The organism is Bradyrhizobium sp. Arg237L (genome assembly GCF_029990105.1).
GTDB lineage: Bacteria > Pseudomonadota > Alphaproteobacteria > Rhizobiales > Xanthobacteraceae > Bradyrhizobium.
The window spans coordinates 64,082-85,352 of record NZ_JAQMIL010000011.1; the positions used below are offsets into that span (position 1 = coordinate 64,082).

The 21,271-nt window shown below is 61.8% G+C and carries 18 protein-coding genes; 4 read left to right on the forward strand and 14 right to left on the reverse strand.

The genetic code is table 11. The features are described from left to right. Positions 1 to 6 precede the first annotated feature (6 nt). Positions 7 to 1,464: a polysaccharide biosynthesis C-terminal domain-containing protein gene (locus OZ411_RS09155; RefSeq protein WP_282527672.1), complete on the reverse strand. Its 1,458-nt coding sequence runs from the start codon at positions 1,462 to 1,464 to the stop codon at positions 7 to 9. Between the two features lie 440 nt (positions 1,465 to 1,904). On the opposite strand from OZ411_RS09155, the gene OZ411_RS09160 reads away from it, so the two are divergent. After that, positions 1,905 to 3,098 (forward strand): CoA transferase, encoded by a 1,194-nt coding sequence (locus tag OZ411_RS09160; RefSeq protein ID WP_282527673.1) that lies wholly within the window; start codon positions 1,905 to 1,907, stop codon positions 3,096 to 3,098. Between the two features lie 4 nt (positions 3,099 to 3,102). Here OZ411_RS09160 and OZ411_RS09165 read toward each other — a convergent pair whose 3' ends face one another. The 4 genes from OZ411_RS09165 to OZ411_RS09180 all read right to left on the reverse strand — a co-directional run bounded on the left by OZ411_RS09165 (position 3,103) and on the right by OZ411_RS09180 (position 7,220). Further along, positions 3,103 to 4,614 carry a tripartite tricarboxylate transporter permease gene (locus OZ411_RS09165; RefSeq protein ID WP_282527674.1) on the reverse strand — a complete coding sequence of 504 codons (1,512 nt, stop codon included), beginning with the start codon at positions 4,612 to 4,614 and terminating at the stop codon, positions 3,103 to 3,105. Between the two features lie 22 nt (positions 4,615 to 4,636). Beyond that, positions 4,637 to 5,179, reverse strand: coding sequence for a tripartite tricarboxylate transporter TctB family protein (locus tag OZ411_RS09170; protein ID WP_282527675.1), 543 nt, complete (start codon positions 5,177 to 5,179; stop codon positions 4,637 to 4,639). Positions 5,180 to 5,247: 68 nt separating this feature from the next. Continuing rightward, the gene (gene mtnA, locus OZ411_RS09175) at positions 5,248 to 6,348 is read right to left on the reverse strand and encodes an S-methyl-5-thioribose-1-phosphate isomerase (protein WP_282527676.1); all 1,101 of its coding nucleotides are present in this window, start codon (positions 6,346 to 6,348) and stop codon (positions 5,248 to 5,250) included. Beyond that, complete coding sequence (locus OZ411_RS09180; protein WP_282527677.1) at positions 6,345 to 7,220, reverse strand: S-methyl-5'-thioadenosine phosphorylase; 876 nt, start codon at positions 7,218 to 7,220, stop codon at positions 6,345 to 6,347. The genes mtnA and OZ411_RS09180 overlap by 4 nt, the downstream gene beginning before the upstream one ends. A gap of 99 nt (positions 7,221 to 7,319) precedes the next feature. Here OZ411_RS09180 and OZ411_RS09185 point away from each other — a divergent pair, with 99 nt between their 5' ends. Continuing rightward, positions 7,320 to 7,961, forward strand: a complete 642-nt coding sequence (locus OZ411_RS09185; protein ID WP_282527678.1) for a class II aldolase/adducin family protein — start codon at positions 7,320 to 7,322, stop codon at positions 7,959 to 7,961. A 30-nt stretch (positions 7,962 to 7,991) separates the two neighbouring features. Here OZ411_RS09185 and OZ411_RS09190 read toward each other — a convergent pair whose 3' ends face one another. The 3 genes from OZ411_RS09190 to OZ411_RS09200 form a co-directional block, all read right to left on the reverse strand. After that, entirely contained in the window at positions 7,992 to 8,933 is a 942-nt protein-coding gene (locus tag OZ411_RS09190) for a tripartite tricarboxylate transporter substrate-binding protein (protein WP_130577105.1), read from the reverse strand. 278 nt (positions 8,934 to 9,211) lie between these two features. Next, on the reverse strand, positions 9,212 to 10,009 hold the full coding sequence (locus tag OZ411_RS09195) for an enoyl-CoA hydratase/isomerase family protein (protein ID WP_282527679.1): 798 nt from the start codon (positions 10,007 to 10,009) through the stop codon (positions 9,212 to 9,214). Between the two features lie 29 nt (positions 10,010 to 10,038). Continuing rightward, positions 10,039 to 11,238: an aminotransferase class V-fold PLP-dependent enzyme gene (locus OZ411_RS09200; protein WP_282527680.1), complete on the reverse strand. Its 1,200-nt coding sequence runs from the start codon at positions 11,236 to 11,238 to the stop codon at positions 10,039 to 10,041. 178 nt (positions 11,239 to 11,416) lie between these two features. Between OZ411_RS09200 and OZ411_RS09205 the strand changes: the two genes are divergently transcribed. Continuing rightward, complete coding sequence (locus OZ411_RS09205) at positions 11,417 to 14,416, forward strand: FAD-binding and (Fe-S)-binding domain-containing protein (protein WP_282527681.1); 3,000 nt, start codon at positions 11,417 to 11,419, stop codon at positions 14,414 to 14,416. Further along, positions 14,409 to 14,837, forward strand: a complete 429-nt coding sequence (locus tag OZ411_RS09210) for a heme-binding protein (protein ID WP_130577091.1) — start codon at positions 14,409 to 14,411, stop codon at positions 14,835 to 14,837. Before OZ411_RS09205 ends, OZ411_RS09210 begins: the two co-directional genes overlap by 8 nt. A gap of 46 nt (positions 14,838 to 14,883) precedes the next feature. Here OZ411_RS09210 and OZ411_RS09215 read toward each other — a convergent pair whose 3' ends face one another. The 6 genes from OZ411_RS09215 to OZ411_RS09240 all read right to left on the reverse strand — a co-directional run bounded on the left by OZ411_RS09215 (position 14,884) and on the right by OZ411_RS09240 (position 21,115). Next, on the reverse strand, positions 14,884 to 15,666 hold the full coding sequence (locus tag OZ411_RS09215) for an enoyl-CoA hydratase/isomerase family protein (RefSeq protein ID WP_282527682.1): 783 nt from the start codon (positions 15,664 to 15,666) through the stop codon (positions 14,884 to 14,886). A gap of 68 nt (positions 15,667 to 15,734) precedes the next feature. Next, on the reverse strand, positions 15,735 to 17,831 hold the full coding sequence (locus OZ411_RS09220; protein WP_282527683.1) for a molybdopterin oxidoreductase family protein: 2,097 nt from the start codon (positions 17,829 to 17,831) through the stop codon (positions 15,735 to 15,737). 116 nt (positions 17,832 to 17,947) lie between these two features. Next, a complete protein-coding gene (locus tag OZ411_RS09225; protein WP_282527684.1) occupies positions 17,948 to 18,217 on the reverse strand; it encodes a hypothetical protein in 270 nt (89 codons plus the stop codon). A gap of 118 nt (positions 18,218 to 18,335) precedes the next feature. Continuing rightward, the gene (locus OZ411_RS09230; protein ID WP_130577104.1) at positions 18,336 to 19,070 is read right to left on the reverse strand and encodes a Crp/Fnr family transcriptional regulator; all 735 of its coding nucleotides are present in this window, start codon (positions 19,068 to 19,070) and stop codon (positions 18,336 to 18,338) included. 328 nt (positions 19,071 to 19,398) lie between these two features. Further along, positions 19,399 to 19,947: a flavin reductase family protein gene (locus OZ411_RS09235; RefSeq protein WP_130577087.1), complete on the reverse strand. Its 549-nt coding sequence runs from the start codon at positions 19,945 to 19,947 to the stop codon at positions 19,399 to 19,401. Between the two features lie 10 nt (positions 19,948 to 19,957). Beyond that, positions 19,958 to 21,115, reverse strand: a complete 1,158-nt coding sequence (locus tag OZ411_RS09240; RefSeq protein ID WP_207234382.1) for an acyl-CoA dehydrogenase family protein — start codon at positions 21,113 to 21,115, stop codon at positions 19,958 to 19,960. Positions 21,116 to 21,271: the final 156 nt, after the last annotated feature.

Sequence of the window (21,271 nt, forward strand, 5' to 3'; positions counted from 1 at the left end):
GCGTTCCTATCGGGGAATAATCGCGATTGTCTTTGCGCGGATATTTCCAATCAGCAGGGGGATCGCCGCCACTCCTGCAACCGCCAGCCAGATCGCACATTCCGCGACGAAGCGCTGCATGCCAGTCCAGGGTATCGTGGAACGGATCATAATTCCCAACCCCCATCCAGCCACTATCGTCGCACCCATGACCCCCGCCAGAAACATCAGGTGACGGAACGGGTGCTTGAGCGTTTGACGCATGATGACAAGCGTCAACAGGCCGAACTGAACCAGGAGATCGCTCGCTACGATCGCGGCCGCCGCGCCCAGCGGGCCCAGTTGCGGGATCAGCAGCAGCGATAAGACGAGAAAGACAACGAGCTGCAGCCCCTTGCTGCGTACAAGAAGATCGGCCCGGTTGCTGTAATTGGCATAGCTTAGCGCCAGGATCGCGGGCGCGGCCATGCTGGTGCCGATCAGCATCGTCTTTGCCAGCAACGGATCGTAGGGAATGGCGCCGCGGGTCCAGAGCACGAAGAAATCAGGCCAAAACGGCAACAGTCCCGACACGACCGCACTGGCGAGCACCGCCACAAATACCGAACCGCGGGCATAGAGCACGCGCAACCGTTCGGTCGCACCAACAGCATAGTCGTGGCCGAGTTCAGCAGCCAGCGGAAGAGTCACCTGCAGGCAGAGCGCCCGCAATAGCCCAGCCGCAACGCGGATCAACCCCCATTGTGCGACAGCGACGCGATCGGCCACCAGCGCGCTGACCAGGAGCACCGGGAGGTTCATCAGCGCCAGCTCGGTCGCGCCAGCGATTCCGAACGGCGCCGCCTTGCGTAGCTGACCGACCATCCAGCGTATCGGACGTCTGCCCCGCGCCTTGCGCAGGAATGGATGCAAGCGCGGCGCATCGATGGTGATCAGATAGACCGCAATCAATATCTGCATCGCGACATAGGCGAACGTGACGGCAAACAAGCTTGCTGTCGCAGCGATCGCAACCAACTGCGCGACCTGTCCGATCAGCGTTCCGAAGCTCTGCAACCAGACAGCGCGGCCGTACAGGCCCCGCGCCCGATAGAGTGCCGACACCAGACCCGCCGGAAGCGTGAGCAGCATACCCGCCGTCATCGCCACAAAGGCAGCATCGAAATTCTCGATCGCCTCGAACCGGAACACCGTGGACGGCGAAACAGCCAGCACCGCTGCCAGCACCAGACCGACGAGCACGACGCTAAGCCAAAGGTAGAGTCGCATTATCGCAGCATAGAATGTCGCGGTGCGGCCGTCGCAATCAACGCTGGACTTGAATGAGAAGAAGCGGTTGATGGCACGAAGCTGCAGGCCGCCATCTGCGACCAGCACAAGGTTGCCGATCGCATAGATGACGAACCAGGCGGCCAGCTCCTCGCCGCTCCAGAAATGCAGAAAGACAGGAACCAGCGCGACCTGCTGGATGATCCCGAGCACCATCTGGAAAATGCTGGCGGACCAACCCGCAAGCAGTCTTCGTGCCCGGGTCGGGGGCGAAATGCCCGCGGGGACATTCTCTCTGCCGCGCGCGTTTGGCTCTTCGATCAAGTCCGGGGACCTCTTTGGCGTACAGAGGGGGCTAGCAGCAACCCGATGGGATGTCGATACTTGGCCCTCGTGCCGAAACATGCGGCAAGCTGGCTCTCACAGCCCACAACGGGCCGCAGAAGCCAACTGGCGCGGAGTGGCCACCCGGATATGGAAAGTGCACCCAGCCTTGCGGGTGTCCCTAAAACGGATCCCGGCCGCTTTCCTGCACGATCCCCGCCAACCCACTCAAAACATCAAGTCCGCCATGCCGTTGCCGGCGGGAGGCGGACCTTGCCGGGAGGTTGTCCGGCGCTATTGTAGCGCCGCCGTTCGATCCGGAGCCCCCCGTAATGCCCGTCCCGCATGCATCGCAAGCCCTGTCCCGATTCACCGTTCTCGACCTCACCCGCGTCCGCTCCGGCCCCACCTGTGTGCGGCAGCTCGCGGACTGGGGCGCCAATGTCATCAAGATCGATGCCTTGACGGAGGACGCTGGCGGCGAGCAACCGGGCGGCCCACGGCATGGCTCGGACTTCCAGAACTTGCACCGCAACAAGCGCGCGATGACGCTCAATCTCAAGGATCCGAAAGGTCTCGAAGTATTCAAGCGGCTGGCCGAACAGGCTGACGTTGTGGTTGAGAATTTCCGGCCTGATGTCAAAGCCAAGCTCGGCATCGACTACGAGAGTCTCCGCCAAATCAATCCGCGCATTGTCTATGGCAGCATCTCCGGCTTCGGCCAGGACGGGCCCTACCACAAACGCCCGGGGTTCGATCAGATTGCGCAGGGCATGGGCGGACTGATGTCAGTAACCGGCGCGCCCGGCGGCGGCCCAATGCGGGTCGGTATTCCCGTTGCCGACCTTGCAGCCGGCCTGTTCTGCGCGATCGGCATCCTCACGGCGCTCCTGGAACGCGACGTATCGGGTGAGGGTCAATGGGTACAGACCTCGCTGTTGCAGGCGCAGATCTTCATGCTGGATTTCCAGGCCGCGCGCTGGCTGATGGAAAAGGAAGTGGCGCGGCAGGCAGGGAACAACCACCCGACGTCGATTCCCACGGGCGTGTTCAAGACGTCAGATGGTTACATCAACATCGCCACGACAGGCGGACGCATCTGGGAACGCTGCGCACAGGCGATCGGGGCTCCCGAACTCATCAGCGATCCCGACTATGCCACGGCGCCGGCGCGTTCCAAGAACCGCGACGCGCTCAATGCGAAGATCAACGAGCTGACACAGAAGAAATCCACCGAGACCTGGGTGAGCGAGCTGAACGCAGCCGGCGTGCCCTGTGGCCCGATCTATTCCATCGACCAGATGTTCGAGGATGCGCAAGTGAAACATCTCGGCATCGCCCGGGACGTGCCGAACACAGAGAACCGCCACATCCGACTGGTGAGCCAGCCGGTGACGCTCTCGCGGACGCCAAGCACCATGGCGGCGCGCCCGCCGGAATTTGGCGAGCAGACCGACGAAGTGCTGGCGGAGTTCGGCTTCAGCAAAGATGAGATCGCCGAGCTCAGACAGCGCAAGGTCGTATAAGGCTTTACGCCTTCGCCGGCCGCAGCCGTCGGGTGGCGCCGCTAAACGCCTTGTCGATCAAGGGCCAGAACAACAGGACGATTGCGAGCGTCGTGATCGAACCGACGAGCCCGTTCGACCAGAACACCTTCATATCGCCGCCGGAACCGATCATCGATAGCCGGAACGCATCCTCGGCACGGTTGCCGAGCACTAACGCGAGCGTGAACGGCGCCAGAGGAATGCCAATCTTCTTGAAGACGTAACCCACCACGCCAAAGCCCAGCATCAGCCAGATGTCGAACATCGCGTTCTGGATCGCGTAGGCGCCGATCGCGCAGGACACCACGATCATCGGCGCAACCGCCGCAAACGGCACGCGCAGGATCGAGGCGAAGATCGGCACCGTCGTCAGCACCAGGACTAGGCCAACGACGTTGCCGAGATACATCGAGGCGATCAGGCCCCAGACGAAATCCTTGTGTTCGACGAACAAGAGCGGACCCGGATTGAGACCCCACACCATCAAGCCACCGAGCAGGATGGCGGCGGTTCCCGATCCGGGAATTCCAAGCGCAAGCATCGGAAGCAGCGCCGAGGTGCCGGACGCATGCGCCGCCGTCTCCGGCGCGAATACGCCCTCGATACGGCCCTTGCCAAAACTGTCCTGGTCCTTGGCAAAGCGTTTGGCGAGGTTGTAACCCATGAACGAGGCGGCGATCGCGCCACCCGGCGTGATTCCAAGCCAGCAACCGATGAAGGACGAACGCACCAGCGTCACCCAGTATTTCGGCAGGTCTCTCCAGACCGACAGCACCACGCGCAGGCTGATGCCGGCGGCGTGGCCGCGCAGCGCCAGACGCTCTTCCATTGTCAGCAGGATTTCGCTGATGCCGAACAGGCCGATGACCGCGACCAGGAAGTTGATGCCGCGGAGCAGCTCGGTAGAGCCAAAGGTCATGCGGAGCTGGCCGGATACGGTGTCCATACCGACGCCGGCCAGCAGGAGGCCAAGCGACATCGAGATGACGGTCTTGTGCTTGGCCTCGCGGCCAAGGCCGACGAACGAGCAAAACGTGAGGAGATAGACTGCAAAGAATTCCGGCGGCCCGAACTTCAGCGCGAATGACGAGATCATCGGCGCCAGGAATGTGATCAGGAGTACCGCGACCAGCGAGCCTATGAAGGACGAGGTAAAGGCGGCTGTCAGTGCTTCCGCCGCCCTGCCCTGCTGCGCCATCGGATAGCCGTCAAACGTGGTCGCCACAGACCAGGCTTCGCCGGGAATGTTGAAGAGGATCGAGGTAATGGCGCCGCCGAACAGTGCGCCCCAGTAGATGCACGATAGCATCACGATGGCCGAGGTCGGGTCCATCGTGAACGTCAGCGGCAGCAGGATCGCTACGCCATTCGGCCCACCAAGCCCAGGCAGTACGCCGACGAAAATTCCGAGCACAAGCCCGACCATCATCAGTAACAGCGTTTTCCAGGTGAGGAGAACGGCGAAGCCGTGAAGGAGCAGGCCAAAAGCTTCCATGACCGAAAGTCCCGCCGATCGATTAGTAGCCGAGAGCCGCCTCGAGCGGCCCCTTCGGCATGATGACGTCGAAGGCGATGTCAAACGTCACGAACATCGCGGCGGTGAAGATGAAAGCGGTGAGCAGAGACTTCCACGCCGCGATCTTGCCGACAAAGCGCATGAAGCCGGAGATCAAAAGGAAGCTCGCAACATAGAGCCCAAGGAATTGCGTGGCGAGGCAGAACAAGACCGTCGGCACGAACACCACCATGACCCGGCGAAGCTGTGCTTGCGTCACGAAGGTCTCGGAATCCTCCCTGCGCGAGAACATCGCCGCAAACAGACCGTAGAGGCTGGCGCCGCCAAGAATGATCGAGAGGTAGAACGGGAAGTAGCCCGGCTCAGGGCCCGTCGCATCCCAGGCCGCGCCGGTGCACAAATTATCCCATCCGAGCGTGACGGCAAGCGCGAGCAACACGAGCGACACGACAGCGTCCACGGCGCGATTGCTGGTCACCGCAGGCGAATTAGCTTCGGGCGCAGTCGGATCGTCGACGACGATTTCAATATCGGTATTAGACATGAGGCGGACGGCTCAGGCAGGCGCTCCAGCGTGGATACGTGCTGACGCAACCGGCGTCAATGCAGCGCTCAGCGCGTACCAGTCCGCTCCGGGAACGCGCTCGCAAGTGCAGCATGATCGGGCCGGAGCACGCCGCGTTCGGTAATCAAGCCAGTGACGAGGCGCGCCGGCGTGACGTCAAAGCCGTAATTGGCGATCGGCGAGCCCTCTGGGACCACACGCACGATCTCAATTCGCCCGTCCGCCGTGCGCCCGCTCATATGCGTCACTTCGCTTGCTGCACGCTGTTCGATCGGAATCTCTCGGCCATCCTTGATACTAAAGTCGATGGTCGGCGACGGCAGTGCAACATAGAATGGCACGCCGTTATCGCGCGCGGCGAGCGCCTTCAGGTAGGTACCGATCTTGTTGCAGACATCGCCATTGGCTGCGACCCGGTCGGTTCCAACAATCGCCAGATCGACCATGCCGTGCTGCATCAGATGGCCCCCGGTGTTATCGGGAATTACGGTATGCGGGACGCCATGGTGACCCAGTTCCCAGGCCGTGAGCGAGGCCCCCTGATTGCGCGGACGCGTTTCGTCGACCCAGACATGGACATTGAGCCCCATGTCATGAGCCCGGTAGATCGGCGCCGTCGCCGTCCCCCAGTCGACGGTAGCCAGCCAGCCCGCGTTGCAGTGCGTCAAAATGTTGACGGTGTCGCCGGCTTTCTTGGTGGCAGCAATCGCCTCGATCACTTCGAGGCCGTGGCTGCCGATCGCCTGGTTGATCCCGACGTCCTCATTGGCGATCTCGCCGGCACGCTTGTAAGCCGCCTCGCCGCGGACGGAAGGCGCAAGCGGACGAAGCGCAACCGCCATCTGGTCGAGCGCCCATTTCAGATTGATCGCGGTTGGCCGCGTCGCGATCAGCAGCTTGTACGCGCGATCCAGGGCCGCGTCAGACGGATCAGCGTGCATGGCCAGCGCCATGCCGTAAGCGGCGGTGGCACCGATAAGGGGCGCACCACGGACCAGCATGGTTCGGATCGCGTCCGCAGCCTCCTCGGCGCTAACTAAACGCGTGATGATAAATTCATGTGGCAGCCGTCGCTGATCGATGGCGCCGACGGACCAGCGGTCAGGCTCAAGCCAGATGGTGCGAAAATGTCGGCCGTCGACCTTCATGAGCGCAGTACCCGTGCCGCCACCGCATCAAGCTTCTTGAGCAGTTCCGGATCGCGCGCCTCGGGGGCCGTGATCAGCGCGGTCTCGAGCGCGCGATCTGAGCCGATTGGACACGGCTCATGCTCGCGCGGAAAATCCTTTGCCAGCCGCGCCACTAGCGCCTTGGCCTTCTCGGCATTCGAACTAAACACGCGAATGATGTCCTGCACGGTCACCGCATCGTGATCCGGATGCCAGCAATCGAAGTCGGTCACCATCGCGACGCTCGCGTAGCAAATCTCCGCTTCGCGAGCGAGCTTCGCCTCAGGCATGTTGGTCATGCCGATCACCGAGTAGCCGAGTTCCTTGTACGTCAGACTTTCGGCAAGGCTCGAGAACTGCGGACCTTCCATGCACAGATAAGTGCCGCCGCGCGCGAAGGGAATGCCTTCGGCCTCTGCGGCGGCGGCCAAATGAATGCGCAGGCGCGGCGACACCGGATGCGCCATCGAGACATGGGCGACGCAGCCTTTGCCGAAGAACGAGCTTTCGCGCTTATAGGTGCGGTCCACGAATTGATCGATGATCACGAAAGTGCCAGGTGGCAGTTCCTCCTTGAACGAGCCGCAGGCCGACAGCGATACGAGGTCGGTGACCCCTGCCCGCTTCAGGACATCGATATTGGCCCGGTAGTTGATGTCGGAGGGAGACAGGCGGTGCCCCTTGTCGTGCCGCGGCAGGAACACGATCGGCAGGCCGGCAATGGTGCCAAAGCGAAGTGGCGCGGAGGGCTCGCCCCAGGGGCTCCTGATCGCCTCCTCGCGGACGTTTTCAAGACCCGGCAAGTCGTAGATGCCGGATCCGCCGATAATGCCTAGCACAGCGCTGGTCATGGCCTCTCCCGATCAGACTTTCGAGGCAATGTTCGACTATACTGCGACGCAATAATCAAGCATTCTCCGAGGCCATAAACGGCGTTTGATAGGTTAACCATGAACGACAAGGAAAAACGCCAATCCATCATAGATGCCTGCCTGCGCATGAATGCGCTCGGCATCAACCAGGGCACCTCGGGCAACATCAGCCTGCGGCACGAGGGTGGCCTGCTGATCACCCCGACCAGCGTACCCTATGAGACGATGCGGCCCGAGCAGATCGTCTATATGGGCCTCGACGGTTCATTTGATCCAGAGCAGCGGCCATCGAGCGAATGGCGCTTCCACTTGGATATCCTGCGCGCTCGCCCGGACGTGAACGCCGTGGTTCATACCCATCCCGTCTATTGCACGGTCCTCGCCATCATGGGCCTGGAGATCCCGCCGATCCACTACATGGTCGCCTGCGCCGGCGGCGACACGATCCGCTGCGCGCCATACGCGACATTCGGCACGCACGAACTTTCGGCGCATGCCGTCAAGGCGCTTGATGGAAGGCTGGCCTGCCTGCTCGAACATCACGGCATGATCGCCGTCGGGCCATCGCTTGCGAGAGCCATGTGGCTTGCGGTCGAGGTCGAAACGCTGGCGCGGCAGTATCACGGCTGCCTGCAGATCGGGAAACCGCGCCTGCTGCCTACCGAAGAGATCGAAAATGTCCGTATCCGCATGGCCGGCTACGGCCATGCGGAGAAATGAGACCGGAAATCCGACTGCTGCCGAGACGCGCTACTTCGCGACGAAGCCCGCTTCGTTCATCAGCGAGGCATTGAGCTTGTCGTCTTCCTCAAGGAACTGCACCATGTCCTTGCCGGTGAGGAAGATCGGCTTCAGCGCCTGCTTTTCCATATAGTCCTTATATTCTGGCGTTTGCGTCACTTTCTGGAACAGGTCGACATAGAATGCCTGCTGCTCGGCCGTGACCTTGCCGGGCAGGAACATCGCCCGCAGCATCAGGTATTGGACGTCGAGCCCCTCTTCCTTGCAGGTCGGGATATCGTTCCAGGATTGCGTTTCGGTGACCTTGGTCTTGTAGGAGATGCGCTCCTTATCGAACACGCAGAGCGCGCGCACCTGGCCGGCGCGCCAGACTTCCAGATTCTCGGAGGGATTGTTGACGTTGGATTCGGTGTGATTCCCGACCAATTGCGTCGCCGCCTCTCCGCCGGACTTGTACGGCAGATAAGAGAACTTGGCGCCGGTCTTCTGCTCCATGAAGACGGTGAGTACATGATCCTCACGCTTGGAGCCGGTGCCGCCCATCTTGAACGGTGAAGATGCAGCCTTCGCCGCCGCAATGAACTCCTTCACTGTCTTTGGACCCGACGCGTTGTCCCACAACACGAACTGATCCATCGCGACTACCGATACCGGAGTGAGGTCACGCCAGTTGAACGGAATTTTGGCCGACAGCGGCAGCATGTAAATCAGGGAATAGGCGATCAGCACCTTGTTTGGATCACCCTCGCTCGATTTCATGTACATCAGCGCTTCGGCACCCGATGCGCCGCCCTTGAGCGAGACCACTATCGGCTGCTTCATCAGATTGTTCTTCTGGATCGCTGCCTGCATCATGCGCGCCATCTGGTCGGAGGCGCCGCCGGCTCCGGCAGCGACGACGATCTCGACCGGTTTGGTCGGCTCCCAGGTAGCAAGTGCCGGCGCGGTCATAAGAACGGCCGCCAAAGCGGTCGCGGCTCCTGCAAAATGTCTCACGTCTCTTCCCTATGTCTTTATTTGGATTTGGCACATCAGGGGCATGCCTGCGGACGCCATTGTGCGGACTGGGAACGCGAAGTTCAAGCCGCGAACCGCCACATTGCTACTGACTTTGGGATGAGATTGTAAGAGCCATCGCGAGGAATCGGTCCTCTCCGCGAGCCCGCCCAGCGCACACCGCGCTCGTGGCAGCGTCCGCCTAGCGTCGACCGTAGAAAAGACGATGATACCTACTTGCCCTTCCAGTTCGGCGAGCGCTTGTTGAGGAAGGCGTCCATGCCCTCGCGAAAATCCTCGCTCATATAGGCGCGCAGGATCAGATCCTCTCCCTCATCGCGCGACAGCGTGCGGCGGATGCGGCGCACCGCCTCCTTGGTCACCTCAAGCGTGATCGGCGCGTGGCTCGCAATGAGCTTTGCGGTCTCGTCAGCGCGGCGCTGCAGGGTCGCGACGTCGGGTACGACTTCATTGAGCAAGCCGAGCGCCAGCGCTTCCGGTGCCTCAACCAGGCGCGCCTTGAAAATCATATCCTTGGTGCGCGCCGGACCGATCAGCGCGACGATGCGTGAGATATTCGACATCGACAGGCAATTGCCGAGCGTGCGCGCAATTGGAAACCCAATCCGCGTCGCTTCGGTACCGATCCGGATGTCGCAGCAGGCCGCGATCCCGGCGCCGCCGCCCGTGCAGGCTCCGGCAATCGCCGCAATGACAGGCACCCTGCACTGCTCAAGAGCGCCGAGCACACGGTCGATCCGCGCTTCATAGTCAAGCGCGTCCTGCGCGGTCTTGAAGGCGCGGAATTGCGAGATGTCGGTACCGGAGGCAAAAGCCTTGTCACCGGTGCCGGTCAAAATCAGCGCCTTGATCGAGCGGTCCCCATTGATGCTCTCGCAGATCGAGGCCAACTGCTCGTACATCGCAAAGGTCAGGGCGTTACGCGCCTGGGGCCGGTTGAACGTGATCTTGGCGAGCCCGTCCTCGACGGAATAGATCAGGTCTTCGCTGGCGGTGACCGGGGCGTTCATGGCGATCTCTCTGTTGTTATTGGACCGGCTCAGGCGACGGCGGCCTTCGGCATCTGCAGGACATCGCGGCCCTTGAGCACCTCCATCGCCGCCAACACGCCGCCGCTCCGATGCGGCACCTTGGCCAGGTCCAGCCCCATCTCGACGCCCGACAGCGTTCCCATCAGCATCAGGTCGTTGAAGTGCCCGATATGGCCGATCCGGAAAACCTTGCCCTTGATCTTGTTGAGGCCGGTACCAAGCGACATGTCGAAGTTTCCCAGCACCACCTTGCGGAAATTGTCGGCGTCATGGCCTTCCGGCATCACCACGCCGGTCAGGGCCGGCGAATGCGCTTGGGGATCCTGACACTGGGTCTCCAGCCCCCACGTCTTCATCGCCGCGCGCGTTGCCGCACTGTGGCGCTTGTGGCGGGCGAAGACATTTTCGAGACCCTCCTCTTCCAGCATCTTCACGGCCTCTCTCAGGCCCATCAGCAAGTTGGTCGCCGGCGTATAGGGCCAAGTGCCCACCTTGTTGATGGCGATTACGTCCTGCCAGTCCCAATAGGAGCGCATCGCCGGATTGGCCTTAGCCACCGCCAGCGCCTTCTCCGAAACGGCGTTGAAGCCGAGGCCCGGCGGCAGCATCAATCCCTTCTGGGAACCCGCGACCGACACGTCGATGCCCCAGGCGTCATGTTCATATTCAAGCGAACCGAGGCCGGAGATGGTGTCGACCATCAAGAGCGCCGGATGGTTGATCCGATCCATGATCTTGCGAACCTCGAGGGGGTACGTAACGCACCCGGTGGAGGTCTCGTTGTGGACGATCATGACGGCCTTGATCTTGTGCTGGCGGTCGGCGGATAGCCGCGCGTCGATCTGCTCAAGATCGGCCCCGTGGCGCCAGTCACCGGGAACGAAGTCGATGTCGAGCTTGAACTTGTCGGCAATGCCGCGCCACAGCACGGCGAACTGGCCAGTCTCGCACATCAACACCTTGTCACCGGGGGCGAGCGTATTGACGATCGCGGCCTCCCAGGCGCCCGTCCCCGAGGACGGATAAATGATCACCGGCTGCTTGGTCCGGAATACCCGTTGCATGGCCGCCAGCACCGCATGGCCGAGCTCCGCAAATTCGGGACCGCGATGGTCCAGGGTCGGCATGTCCATGGCACGCAGAACCCGATCCGGCACGTTGGTCGGTCCCGGAATCTGCAGAAAATGCCGTCCAGTATGCAGGGTCATGAGGCGTCCTTCCCGGTCTAACTTGGCGTCGCGAGCCGCTCGAATATCACCATTTTGCGGGCTTGTCCCTCGCTCAACGGTGCCCATCAATGCATAAGAAGCAGGGCTTTGCCTTGCCAAGCCGGTCCCTGGGAGGCAAGAGAATGGTGCAATGCACGAGAACCGACCGGCGCCGGCAATGAAAGCCGAACAGACCAAAAAAACGGCTGGCAGCAGCGCGCTCGCTACGCGCCTGGCCCGGGAGATTACAGGCGACGTCCTTTTCGACGCCTTCAGCCGCGGACGCTACGCGACCGACGCCTCGTTCTACCAGATCGTGCCCGAGGGCGTGGTGGTTCCCCGAACCATGGACGAGGCGCTACGGGCGCTGACGATCGCGCGCGACGCCGGCCGGATCGCGACTCCCCGTGGAGGCGGCACCTCGCAATGCGGCCAAACCGTTAACCACGGCATTGTGATCGATTTCTCCCGGCACCTGAACAGAATCCTCTCGCTGGATGTCGAGAACCGAACCTGCGTGGTCGAGCCGGGCATCGTACTCGACGATCTCAACCGCCAGCTCAGGAAGCATGGGCTGTGGTTTCCGGTCGACGTCTCGACCGCCTCACGCGCCACCATTGGCGGCATGGCCGGCAACAATTCCTGCGGTGGGCGTTCGCTGCGCTACGGCACCATGCGCGACAATACGCTGTCGATGGATGCTGCGCTTGCCGACGGCACGCTCCTGCATTTCGGCGAAGTGCCGCGGGATCTCGCGCGCGTGAATTCACCGGACAGCGGGCTTGCGCTGTTTCGCGACATGCTTGATCTCGGCAGGCGTGAGGCGGCCGAGATCGCGGACAAATTCCCGAAGGTGCAGCGCCGGGTCGGCGGCTACAATCTCGATGCGCTGGTGCCGCGCAATGCGCCGAACAACTTGGCGCATTTGTTAGTGGGATCCGAGGGTACCCTCGCCTTCACTACCAAGGTCGAGCTCAAGCTGTGGCCGACGATCCGCAACAAGGCGCTGGGCGTCTGTCATTTTGGCAGCTTCTACGAGGCGATGGACGCGGCCCAGCATCTGGTCAAGCTGCGGCCGATCGCAGTCGAACTGGTCGATCGCACGATGATCGCGCTCGGCCGCGATATCGCGATGTTCAAGCCAGTCATCGCCTCTGCCGTGCGCGGCGATCCCGATGCCATCCTGGTCGTGGAATTCGCCGAGGAAGATCAGGCTGAAAATCTCGCGCGGCTGAAGCAACTGGGCGAGTTGATGGGAGATCTCGGCTTCGGCTGGGACAAGCCGCCGCGCAAATGGGGCGGCGTGGTCGAGATCGTCGAACCCGCCCTGCAGAGCGCTATCGCCGACTTCCGCGCCGCCGGCCTCAACGTCATGATGTCGATGAAGCAGGAAGGCAAGCCGGTCTCCTTCGTCGAGGATTGCGCGGTGCCGTTGCCGCATCTCGCTGAATACACCGACCGGCTCAACGCCGTCTTCGCCAAGCACGGCACCAGCGGCACGATGTACGCTCACGCCTCCGAAGGCTGTCTGCATGTCCGCCCTGTGCTTAACCTCAAGCTCGAAAAGGACGTCAAGGCGATGCGCGCCATCGCCGAAGAGGCATTTGCCCTGGTGCGCGAATACAAGGGCTCACATTCCGGCGAGCATGGCGACGGCCTGGTGCGGTCGGAATTTCACGAGACGATGTTCGGCTCGCGCATTGTCGCCGATTTCAGGGAGATCAAACACCGGTTCGATCCGAACAATGTACTCAACCCCGGCAAGATCGTCGATCCGCCAAGGATGGACGATCGTTCGTTGTTCCGCTACTCGCCGCAGTACAAGGTCAACGAGCTGAAAACCGTACTCGACTGGTCGGCCTATCCCGGCGCCGGCGGAGGTTTCCAGGGCGCTGTCGAGATGTGTAACAACAACGGCGCTTGCCGGAAGCTCGAGGGCGGCGTGATGTGCCCGTCCTATCGCGCGACACGCAACGAGAAGGACGTTACGCGCGGACGCGCCAACACGTTGCGGCTGGCCATCTCCGGGCAGTTGGGACCTGACGCGCTTTCATCGGACGAGATGATGGAGACGCTGAAGCTCTGCGTCTCCTGCAAGGCCTGTCGTCATGAGTGTCCGACCGGGGTCGACATGGCCAAGATGAAGATCGAGGTATTGGCTGCGCGAGCGGCGAACCACGGACTCTCGCTCCGCGACCGGCTGGTTGGCTATTTGCCCCGCTATGCAGGTCTGGCGTCGCGCTTCGCGCCGCTAGCCAATTGGCGCAACAGCAGCCGCTCGTTACGGGCGCTGTTCGAGAGGTTCGCGGGCATCAGTTCGAAGCGATCGCTGCCGGCATTCCGGCGCGATGTCTTCAAGATGGACGCGGACGTCTTTGGTCCGGAAGAGGGCCATGAAGTGGTTCTGTTCGCCGATACCTTCAACAGCACCTATGAGCGCGAGAACCTCGATGCCGCGCTGCGTGTGCTCGTGGAGGGCGGCTACCGCGTTCATCTCCCGAGGCCCATCGATCGCGCCCGGCCGCTTTGTTGCGGACGCACATTTCTCTCGGCCGGCATGGTGGATCAGGCTCGCATCGAATTGGATCGGCTGGTCGCCACCTACGCGCCTTTCGCAGCGCGCGGAGTGCCGATCGTCGGGCTAGAACCGAGCTGCCTCCTGACGCTGCGCGACGAACTCCTCTCATTGCGTTCCGACGAAATCGCAAGAGGCATCAGTGCCCATGCGCTGCTCTTTGAGGAGTTCTTGGTGCGCGAAGCGGAGGCCGGCCGCTTGCGGTTGCCGCTTGGCGCCATTGCCAACAAAGCCCTGGTTCACGGCCATTGCCATCAGAAATCGTTCGGCGCGTTCAAACCTGTCGAAAAGGTGCTGCGCCTTGTCCCGGACCTGAATGTCGAAAGCATCGAGTCGAGCTGTTGTGGCATGGCCGGCGCGTTCGGCTACGGCGCCGACACCTACCAGGCGTCGATCGATATGGCCGAACTCTCTCTCCTTCCCGCAATACGCCGCGCCGACGATGCAACGCTGATCGTCGCTGACGGCACTTCGTGCCGACACCAGATCAGGGATGGCACCACACGTTCCCCGCTCCATGCCGCGCGCGTGTTGGCCATGAGCCTGGATCGTGCGAAATCCGAAGGTCTGTCCTCTCCCGCAAAGGAACCCCTCCATGACTGAGCTTACGCTTGATGTTGCCCGAAAGATCCTTGACGCCGCGCTTGCCGAAGCGGTCGAGAAAAAGCTCAAGCCGCTTGTCGTCACCATTCTCGATGCGCGCGGCGCGGTCAAACTGACTGCCGCGCAGGATGGGACCAGCCTGATGCGCGCCGAAATCGCGCATGGTAAAGCCTATGGGGCGCTGGCGCTCGGCATGGGGTCACGGGCGTTGTTTCAGCGCGCGCAGGAGCAGGCCTATTTCATCGGCGCCGTGAATGCGCTGGCGCAGGGTCGCCTCGTGCCGGTGCCCGGCGGCGTACTCGTTCTGGATGGCACCACGCTGCTTGGTGCCGTTGGCGTCAGCGGCGACACATCGGATAATGACGAGATCTGCGCGATCGCCGGCATCGAAGCAGCCGGACTCAAGGCGAATCCGGGATAGTCGCAGTAGGCGCGACGAGCGCAGATTTCCTTATCCTGGATCGGCTCTATCGCCCGGGCCAGGATGGTTTGCGCTTCTCGCTGAACGCCTTGAGGCCTTCCTTGGCATCCTCGGTCATCGCCAATAGCGCGATCTGGCTCTCGGTATAGGCGATGCTCTCGTCGAACGACATCGAGGCGATCGCGCGCATGGCATATTTGCCGCGCCGGATCGCGGTCGGCGACTTGTCGACGATGCGATTGATCAACCACTCGACCTTCATATCAAGCTCGGCGGCCGGCACCACATAGTTCAGCAGCCCCGCGGCCTGCGCGGCCTTGGCGTCAAAAGGCTCGCCAGTCAGCGCCCATTCGCTGACAAGGCGTGGCGGCGCCATCGACTGCAAAAGGCTCATCACCTGCATCGGGAAGACGCCGACCTTTACCTCCGGAAGGCCGAAGATCACGTGATCGGCGGCCACGGCCATATCGGTCATACATAGCAGGCCCATGCCGCCGGCCATGCACACGCCGCCCACGCGCGCGATCGCGGGTTTGGTCGAATTTTGCGAGAGTCGTAGCAGATCAGCGTAATCGACGTTCGGCTTGGAATAGTCCATCGCGAAGGCGGCGCCGCTGTTCTGCAGGTCGGCACCGGCGCAAAAGGCCTTGTCGCCCGCTCCCGTCAGCACGATGATGCGGACCTCGCTGTCATCGTAAGCGTCGCGATAACCTCTTGCGATGCCCGCGATCACGTCACCATTGAGCGCATTGCGCTTGTCCGGCCGGTTGATCGTGATCCAGAACGCCTGGCCCCGCTTCTCCAGGATCACGCTGCTGCTCTCGGTCATCTGGCCTGCCTTTTCTTGCCGTTTCCGGCAACCATTTGCGGCAGGTGGCGGCCGACTGCAAGAGCGATTTAGGCTGAGACCCGAGCCTTCCGGACCCAAACCTTGTTGTCGTGGAACGCGGCGCCGCCGACAGGGGCGACCGTCTCGGCGCCCGTCAGCGTATTGATGCCGCGGCCACCGATATGGGCCTTATTTGGGTGGATGGATTCGGCGATCAGCACGCCGCGACGCACGCCGTCAAACAGCTTTGCCGTTAGCGTCGTTTCGCCGCGCATGTTGCCGAGCGTCACCGCATCGCCGTCGGCAATCGAAAGGCCCGCCGCGTCGTCCGGATGGATCATCACCGTCGGCCTACCCTCGCGTGCCTGGGATCCCGCCGTCTCATTGAAACTGGTGTTGAGATAGCTCCGTGACGGCGAGGTCGCCAGCCGGAACGGATGCTGCTCGTCGGCCTCTTCAATAATGGTCCAATGGTCGGGTAGCGACGGCATCTGATCCCACGGCCCCAGACCCGCGATCCCGAAAGGCGGATGCGCCCAATCGGCTTTGAAGTGGAACTTCTTGTCCGCGTGTGCAAAGCCGTCGAGGTAGTGCGAGGTCCGGAAATCCGGCTGGATGTCACGCCACAGATCCGCCTCCAGCCTCTCGATATCGCCATGGCCGCTCTTCTTCAGCGTCACGTCGATCAATTCACGCGGCGACATCTCAAAGCCGGGATGGACTGCATTGAGGCGGCGCCCGAGTGCCTGAATCACTTGATGGTTGCTGCGGCATTCGGCCGGAGGCTCGATCAGCTTGGGCCCAACTGAAATGTGCTGGTGACCGCCGCCGTAATAGAGATCGTCGTGCTCCATGAACATTGTCGCGGGCAGGACGATATCGGCCATGGCTGCGGTCTCGGTCATGAACTGCTCATGGACCGCCACGAACAGATCCTCCCGAGCAAACCCTTCGCGCACCAACGTCTGCTCCGGCGCCACCGTCACCGGATTGGTGTTCTGGATCAGCATCGCCTTGACCGGCGGTCCGCCCTTCAAGGCCTCGGCGTCGCCGGTCAGGATACGTCCAATCCTCGATTGATCGAGCCAACGCGTAGTGCGGTCGATCGCATCATGTCCCTCGATGACGGACTCGTTGAACTTCCAGATCGCGGCATTGTTGAAAAATGCACCGCCGCCTTCATATTGCCAGGCACCGGTCACCGCCGGGATGCAGAGCGCAGCGTGCATTTGCGCCGCACCATTTCGGCTTCGTGTGAAGCCGTAGCCCAGGCGGAAGAACGAGCGTTTGGTCTGGCCGACCAGACGGGCGAAAGCCTCGATCTCCTGCACCGGCACGCCTGATATCGACGAAGCCCATTCGGGCGTCCTGCTGGCGAGGTGTGCCTCCAATTCGTCCGGGCAGTCCGTATAGCGATCCATGTAGGCGCGATCCGCGTACCCTTCGCGAAACAGCACATGCATGATGCCGCAGGCGAAAGCAGCGTCCGTGCCGGGCCGCAGGATGATCTTCACGTCAGCCTGTTTCACCGTGTCATTGTTGTAGATATCGATCGCGGCAATCTTGGCGCCCCGCTCCTTCCGGGCGCGCATCGCGTGTGTCATGACGTTGACCTGGGTGTTCACCGGGTTAGTTCCCCAGATCACGACGAGGTCAGAGACGCCCATTTCACGCGGATCGACGCCAGCGATCTTGCCGGTGCCGACTGAAAATCCGACACGCGCGATGTTCGCGCAAATCGTGGAATAGAAGCGAGAGTATTTCTTGACATGCGCCAGGCGATTGATGCCATCACGCATCACGAGCCCCATGGTGCCGGCGTAGTAATAGGGCCAGATCGACTCGGCTCCGAATTCGCGTTCGGCCGCATTGAAGCGAGCGACGATCTCCTCGAGCGCCTCGTCCCAGGAAATCCGGTCAAACTGACCGGAGCCCTTCGGCCCGGTTCGCCGCATCGGGTGGAGCAGCCGCTCGGGATGATGGATACGCTCGGCATAACGCGCAACCTTGGCGCAGACGACACCTGCCGTATAGGTCTGCAACTTTGAACCGCGGACCCGGCCAATCGCGCGGCCCTCGATCACCTCGATGTCGAGCGCACACGCCGACGGGCAATCGTGCGGACAGGTTGAATGGCGAATGTCGATCTTGGCGCGCTCGTTCATGTCAAATAGGTAACATCAAATTCCGGTGCCGCCGAGGGGGATTGTCGGGAATTTGCGTGCGAAACAGGGCATAAGCCGTCCAGCGGGGCCAAGTCGGGTTCCGCCAAGCAGCGACATCAATCGCCGGGGAGCGTGCGGACTCGACTCGCCGGGAGAGCAAGTCGTGTCGGTCGCGGAGCGTCCGGTATGATGTCTGGGCCGACGAAGTCTGGGCCGACAGGCTCGGCCTGCGCCGTGTCCGAAACCCAATTCATGGCCGATGGATGACTAACCACCATGCCGATCAGGGCGACGACGATGAGCAACGGCAAAGCAATGAGCTTGATGCTCCAGCTTTGATAGATGCTCTGGTCGTCGTCAGGGGGCTGGTCGAATGAGTCGTGCATGGATCTCTCCACATTGCGGTCCCTGACCTGGGGTTACCGCAACGCGCGCCACCACCCTGTGAGCAGCTTCACAGGCCCGACGAACTCACTGCGTTGTGAAAGATGTCACGGAGCGATGCTATTCGCTGCCGTTTTCCGATCCAGAATCGACCAGCGTCTGTAGTTCTTCCGGCTTCAACACCACGATCGCGCCATGCTCGAGCCGCACCCAGCCGCGCGTGGCCCAAACCCGAAGCTGCTTGTTGATGCTTTCACGGGTCATGCCGACCATCTCACTGATCTCCTGTTGGGTGATGGCAATGACACGACCTTGTGGCTCAGGCTTGTGCTTTTCAGTAAGGCGAAGCAAAGCGCTGGCGACCCGACCTGGAAGGTCTTGAAGGATGACCTGTTCGACTTGATCGCTGGTCCAGCGTAGCCGTACGCACAGGAGCTCGATGAACTTCATCGCTAGCGCCGGCTGGCTCCGGACGAAGGGAATGAATTCGCGCTTATCGATGATGAAAAGTTCGCAATTGCTGTTCGCGGTCGCGTCGGCGGTCCGCACCCCCGAATCCAGCACAGCGATCTCGCCGAAGATTTCTCCGGCCTCGATCAAGTTCAGGATCGCATTGCGGCCATCGGGCGATGAGATGCTGATTTTGACCGTGCCCGATATTACGGCAAACAGGCTTGTGCCCGGATCTCCCTTCGAGAAGATCGCAGCTCCGCGCTTCAGCGTCGTGTGCTTGGCGTAACGACAAAGCTGCTCGAACGCCTCGGGTTCGAGATCGACAAAGTATGGATGCTTGCGGAGAACCGACAATTTGCTGGTCGAAAATCCGCGAGTCTCGCCCGTTTTATCCTGGGGCACGCTCGTTACAACTCCGAAAGCAAAAACTGCCTGGGATGTAGTTCTTCCGTAGTCAACCAAGACCGGCTTTTCAACTGGAAAGCGGCTTCATACGTTGATGTGAGTGTAACGCTCCGATCCTGACGTGGGAAGCCAGCCGTCCGGAGGCCCTCTCCTGTCTCGCCCAAGTAGCTCTCGCCTGCATCTGCCACCTGGACGGCACGTGCGACACATCCGACAACTCTACGACAAACTTAAGTAATTTCAGCTCCAGCTTCCAAAGTGACTGCGTCGATTTGGTCAAGCGCTGCCGTGCACCCGAGGCCACGTCACCCAGGGCTATCCGGGTCTATTTGCCGCCCTCGTCCGCGAGAAAGCGACCGAACGTCCCGAGCGCAAACAGCAAGGGCTCCTGCCGGTTGTAGGAATAGGCCTCAACCGCACCCAAGAATATGACGTGATCGCCGCCATAGTAGCGATTGACGGCACGACACTGAAAGTTGGCGACGCTGTCGGCGATGACGGGCGCATTGCCCAGTCCAGGCGTCCAGCTCACCCCGGCGAATTTATCGTTTGAGGATTTTGCAAATTGCGACGCCAATGCCTGCTGGGGCGCACCGAGCACATTGACCGTGAAGTGGCTCGCATTCTGGAAGATGGGCAGGCCCTGCGAGAACAGGCCAAGGCTCCACAACACCAGCGGCGGATTTAGCGATACTGACGCAAAGGAGTTGCAGGTGACGCCATATGGCCTGCCATCCGCGGCCATTGCCGTGACGATCGTGACGCCGGTTGCGAATGTGCCCAGCGCACTGCGTAAATCCCGAGGATCGATCGGTGAGTTGCCGCTGGCAAATTCATTGGCCGGATCGGCCGGATGCTTGGGTACATCAGACATCCGGTGAACCTCAGAGCGTCAGATTTTCGGACGGCAAGCCCAGCGCCACACGTCCATAGTTGGTCCCTGCCGCGTCGAAATTGAAGGCAAGGTGTGAATTGACCGCATGGGCGTCGCGGAACTGCCGCTGCAACGTACCTGCCGTGAAAAGGCTGCGCGCCCCGCTCGCGGCAAACAGCAGCGACACCGCCTCGCTGCAGAGATTGACCGAGAAAGCACCATCGCGCCGCAGCCTGGTCTTGGCGGCGATAGCGGGGATATGGCCGCTCCGTGCGTCCGCCATCGCGCCGATGCAGTTCGATCGCATGATCAGGCGCGCCGCGTCGATCTTGGCGGAAGCCTCCGCGATCTTGATCTGTGTGCTCTGCATGTCGCCAAGCTTGGCGCGATTGGAGGTCGAAACGCGGTGGCGCGCGATCTCGACATAGTCGTCGAGACAAGCCTGTGCATTGCCGAGGGCGACGCCTGACAGGACATATGGAAACAGCGCGAACACCGGCAGCGCGTAGAGCGGGTTCGGATTGACCGAACTGCCAGGCGTCGGCCCGCCCGTGAGATCGCTCACCGCGATCGACATCGCATTTGCGACAAAGGCTCCCTCAACCTCGACCTCGTTCGATCCGGTCCCACGGAGGCCGGTCGCGTTCCAGATGTCCTTGATCCTGTAGTCTCGCCGGTTGAGCAGGAAAATCCGATATTCGACTCCATCGGCCTCGTCATCGGAGGAGACCACGCTGCCAAGCATATTCCATTCGCAGGATTCGACACCCGACGAGAACGGCCAGCATCCGGTCAACACGTAGCCGCCGTCGACCTTCCGCGCCCGGCCGGCGGGGAATATGAAGGAGGACGCAATCAGGGTATTCAGTTCCTTGCTCCAGACCACATCCTGCGCCTGTGGATCGAACATCCCAAGCATCCAGTGGTGGCTCGCAAGATTGGCGAAATTCCACGCTGCGGAAGCATCGCCCTGCCCCAGCGCATCGGCACAATCGATCAGCGCGACATAGTCGAGCTCCGCGCCGCCGACGCGCCTCGGCTGGAGAATCCGGAACAGGCCGGCGTTATGCAGGTCGTACTCGGTCTCCGCCGGCAGGCGCCGTAATTCCTCGGTCCTTGCCGCCCGCTCGCGAAGTGCCGGAATGAGGGCCCTGGCGCGCGCGACCATGGCCACATAATCTTCTGCTTGCCGCTCGATAGGCGAGCTTCCATCGGGCCTGCGGCCGTCCGTTGCCATTGGCGTTTTCCCGCTCGGCCTTTCTGATCCCAAAGTGGCCAAGACCGCCCGCAGTTTATCGCTTGAACACCAGGGATCAAGACGCCT

Bases quoted from the DNA above. Each gene is read 5' to 3' on its own strand.
- OZ411_RS09155 (WP_282527672.1), bottom strand. From the start codon at position 1,464: ATGGTGCTCGGGATCATCCAGCAGGTCGCGCTGGTTCCTGTCTTTCTG.
- OZ411_RS09160 (WP_282527673.1), top strand. From the start codon at position 1,905: ATGCCCGTCCCGCATGCATCGCAAGCCCTGTCCCGATTCACCGTTCTC.
- OZ411_RS09165 (WP_282527674.1), bottom strand. From the start codon at position 4,614: ATGGAAGCTTTTGGCCTGCTCCTTCACGGCTTCGCCGTTCTCCTCACC.
- OZ411_RS09170 (WP_282527675.1), bottom strand. From the start codon at position 5,179: ATGTCTAATACCGATATTGAAATCGTCGTCGACGATCCGACTGCGCCC.
- mtnA (WP_282527676.1), bottom strand. From the start codon at position 6,348: ATGAAGGTCGACGGCCGACATTTTCGCACCATCTGGCTTGAGCCTGAC.
- OZ411_RS09180 (WP_282527677.1), bottom strand. From the start codon at position 7,220: ATGACCAGCGCTGTGCTAGGCATTATCGGCGGATCCGGCATCTACGAC.
- OZ411_RS09185 (WP_282527678.1), top strand. From the start codon at position 7,320: ATGAACGACAAGGAAAAACGCCAATCCATCATAGATGCCTGCCTGCGC.
- OZ411_RS09190 (WP_130577105.1), bottom strand. From the start codon at position 8,933: ATGACCGCGCCGGCACTTGCTACCTGGGAGCCGACCAAACCGGTCGAG.
- OZ411_RS09195 (WP_282527679.1), bottom strand. From the start codon at position 10,009: ATGAACGCCCCGGTCACCGCCAGCGAAGACCTGATCTATTCCGTCGAG.
- OZ411_RS09200 (WP_282527680.1), bottom strand. From the start codon at position 11,238: ATGACCCTGCATACTGGACGGCATTTTCTGCAGATTCCGGGACCGACC.
- OZ411_RS09205 (WP_282527681.1), top strand. From the start codon at position 11,417: ATGAAAGCCGAACAGACCAAAAAAACGGCTGGCAGCAGCGCGCTCGCT.
- OZ411_RS09210 (WP_130577091.1), top strand. From the start codon at position 14,409: ATGACTGAGCTTACGCTTGATGTTGCCCGAAAGATCCTTGACGCCGCG.
- OZ411_RS09215 (WP_282527682.1), bottom strand. From the start codon at position 15,666: ATGACCGAGAGCAGCAGCGTGATCCTGGAGAAGCGGGGCCAGGCGTTC.
- OZ411_RS09220 (WP_282527683.1), bottom strand. From the start codon at position 17,831: ATGAACGAGCGCGCCAAGATCGACATTCGCCATTCAACCTGTCCGCAC.
- OZ411_RS09225 (WP_282527684.1), bottom strand. From the start codon at position 18,217: ATGCACGACTCATTCGACCAGCCCCCTGACGACGACCAGAGCATCTAT.
- OZ411_RS09235 (WP_130577087.1), bottom strand. From the start codon at position 19,947: ATGTCTGATGTACCCAAGCATCCGGCCGATCCGGCCAATGAATTTGCC.
- OZ411_RS09240 (WP_207234382.1), bottom strand. From the start codon at position 21,115: ATGGTCGCGCGCGCCAGGGCCCTCATTCCGGCACTTCGCGAGCGGGCG.